The sequence below is a fragment of the Aminobacter sp. P4_H6_2 genome (assembly GCF_056400805.1).
In genome coordinates, this window is sequence record NZ_JBFUKO010000691.1 from 1 (window position 1) to 2,699 (window position 2,699).

Here is a 2,699-nt window from a genome sequence, read left to right on the forward strand (position 1 = left end):
GTTGAGCGTCTGGTACTGCATGCGCATCTGGAAGCTCGACTGACCGGGGAAGATGTGCAGGGCCTCGCACATCGAGCAGGCCCAATGAACCGTCGGCCAGATGCGACGCAGGCACATTTCGGAATAGCTATCGAGCAGGCCTGAATCATTGGCTGTCAGCAAACGTCGGATCGCTTCGGCCATGATGCGCGCGTCGCCGACCGCAAGGTTCAGACCCTTGCCGCCGCTCGGCGGTACGATATGGGCCGCGTCCCCGGCAATGGCTAGCCGGCCGTGGCGCATCTTTTCGCAGACATAACCGCGAAGACGGGCAACGCTGCGCTCGATGATCGCGCCGCGATTGAGCTGTGCATTGGTACCATCCTCAAGGCGCAGATCGAGTTCGTCCCAGATCTGCTGATCGCTCATGGCATTGGGATCGGCATCGGGTTCGACCTGCAGGTAGAGCCGGCCGATCGAGGCCGAGCGAGCGGAGGCCACCGCCAGGCCGCGCGTCGAATGGGCGAAGCCGCGACGAGCAGCGAGTGGTGCCGCTTCTGCCAGGATGCCCAGCCAGGCAAACGGATAGTCGGTCAGGAACACGTGTTCGTCGGAGCCCGGAATGTGCCTGCGGCTGACGCCGTGATAACCGTCGCAACCGGCGATGAACTGGCACTCCAGCACCTTGTCTTCGCCATTGTGGGTGTAATGGATACGTGGGGCGTTCTCGATATCGTCGAGCCTCGACACGGCGGCTTCAAATATGACCGGCAGGCCATCGGTCTCACGCTGGACGATCAGGTCCTCGACGATCTTTTGCTGACCGTAGGTGGTCAGGTGACGCCCGGTGCCGTCGTCGAGCGAGATGTCGGCCTTCTGCTTGTCCCAGCAAAGCTGCATCGAGCGCATGGGAATGCCTTCACGATTGAGGCGTTCGCCCATGCCGTAGGTTCTGAGAGTATCGACGGTGCCTGATTCAAGCACGCCGGCGCGCACGCGCCCTAGCACATATTCCCGCGTGCGCCGTTCCAGGATGACCGAGTCGATGCCGTTGAACTGAAGAATCCGCGCTACGAGCAGGCCGGCTGGCCCCGCGCCGATAATCCCGACCTGAGTTTTCATGAGTTCACCTATTGCTGACTGGAGTGCTACGCTGCTGCGGGCGTCAGTATTCGAGGCCCTTGCCTTTCAGGCGCTCACGCAAATTGAAGAGATCAAGGCTGAGGACGCCCTTGGCGAGTTCGCTACGCTTGGCTTCTTCCTCGGCGATGCGCTGCTCGGAGAGATGCGCCACCTTCTCAGCCATCTCGCGGGGGATGATGGCCACGCCGTCATCATCGGCGACCACGACATCGCCGGGATTGACGACCGCGCCGGCGCAGGAGATCGGCACGTTCACCGAACCCAGCGTCTCCTTGACCGTGCCTTGCGCGCAGATCGCCGTCGACCAAACTGGGAACTTCATCTGCGTCAGATCGCGGATATCGCGGACGCCGGCGTCGATGACCAGCCCGATGCCGCCGCGCGCCATGACCGAGGTCGCCAGCAGATCGCCGAAATAGCCGGCGTCGGAAGGCGAAAACGGCGCAACGACGAGGATGTCGCCCGGCTTGATCAGCTCGATCGCCACATGGATCATCCAGTTGTCGCCGGGCGGCACCAAAACGGTGACCGCACTTCCGGCAATGGCGGCGCCTGGATAGATCGGCCGCATCCGAGAGCTCATCAGCCCGGTTCGGCCGAACGCCTCATGTGTGGTGGCGACGCCGGCCCTGGCCAGCCGGGCGATGGTGGCGCTATCGGCGCGCTCGATGTTGCGAATGACCTTCTTCATGATTGGCGCGTCTGCAGCGAGTGATAGCGGAATTTGGTGCGGGCATCGCGCAGCGACATGCCTTCGGTGATGGCTTGCCGGATGGCGTTTTCGGCGGTGGCGATCTCGTCGGCGAGGTCCAGAACCTGTCCGGCGCGCTCGCTCGGGATGACGACAACGCCGTCGGCGTCGCCAACCAGGATGTCGCCCTGGCGGACAAGCGCGCCGCCGATCTCGACAGTGATGCCGGTGGCGTCGACCTGGACGCGATCCTTGCCGGTCTTCATCGAATAGCTGCGCGAGTAGATCGGATAGCCGAGCTTGAGGCAGAGATCGACGTCGCGGCAGGCACCGTCGATGACCGTGCCGGCAAGCCCCTTATGGCTGGCCAGCTGGGTCATGATGYCGCCCCAGACGGTGCAGTCCTCGCGGCCGCGATTGTCGAGCACCACGACCGTTCCAGCGGGCAGGTCGTCAATGAAGTCGCCGACATTGCCGGGCGCAAGCACGTCGACGGGAACATAGCGGACGGTGAAGGCGCGGCCGACAAGCTTGAACTTGTGGTCGCGCGGCTTGATGCCCCGGCAAACGCCTTCGATGCCAAGTCGGTCCATCGCATCCGACAGGGTGGCGCAGTCGTGTTTTCCGGCGCGTTCTAGGGCCTGGTCGGTCATTGCATTGCCTCGAGCATGTCTTCGTAATCGGCGCCGAGCACCTGGGAGACCGGCTTGCCGGTCAGCAGGGCCTCGACCATCAGGCGTTCCTTGGCCGCGATCCGCTCGGCCGTCCGGATCACCTTCTCCGCCTTGTCGGCGGCAATGAACACCGCACCCGACCCGTCCGAGATGACGTAGTCGCCAGGTGTGATCTCCACTGTGTCGATGGTCACCGTCACATTGGTTGCGAC

3 protein-coding genes and 1 pseudogene are annotated in these 2,699 nt (G+C 63.5%); all 4 read right to left on the reverse strand.

From position 1 onward, the window contains the following. Window positions 1-1,101: 4-hydroxybenzoate 3-monooxygenase (locus tag AC1DUU_RS28715; RefSeq protein ID WP_476786730.1), on the reverse strand; the 1,101-nt coding region annotated here is incomplete at its 3' end. Between the two features lie 43 nt (window positions 1,102-1,144). Beyond that, a complete protein-coding gene (locus tag AC1DUU_RS28720; RefSeq protein WP_476786731.1) occupies window positions 1,145-1,813 on the reverse strand; it encodes a 4-carboxy-4-hydroxy-2-oxoadipate aldolase/oxaloacetate decarboxylase in 669 nt (222 codons plus the stop codon). Beyond that, window positions 1,810-2,466, reverse strand: coding sequence for an RraA family protein (locus AC1DUU_RS28725; RefSeq protein ID WP_476786732.1), 657 nt, complete (start codon window positions 2,464-2,466; stop codon window positions 1,810-1,812). Before AC1DUU_RS28725 ends, AC1DUU_RS28720 begins: the two co-directional genes overlap by 4 nt. Next, window positions 2,463-2,699: pseudogene (locus AC1DUU_RS28730) on the reverse strand (hypothetical protein); the annotation flags it as partial. The pseudogene AC1DUU_RS28730 and the gene AC1DUU_RS28725, both read right to left, overlap by 4 nt.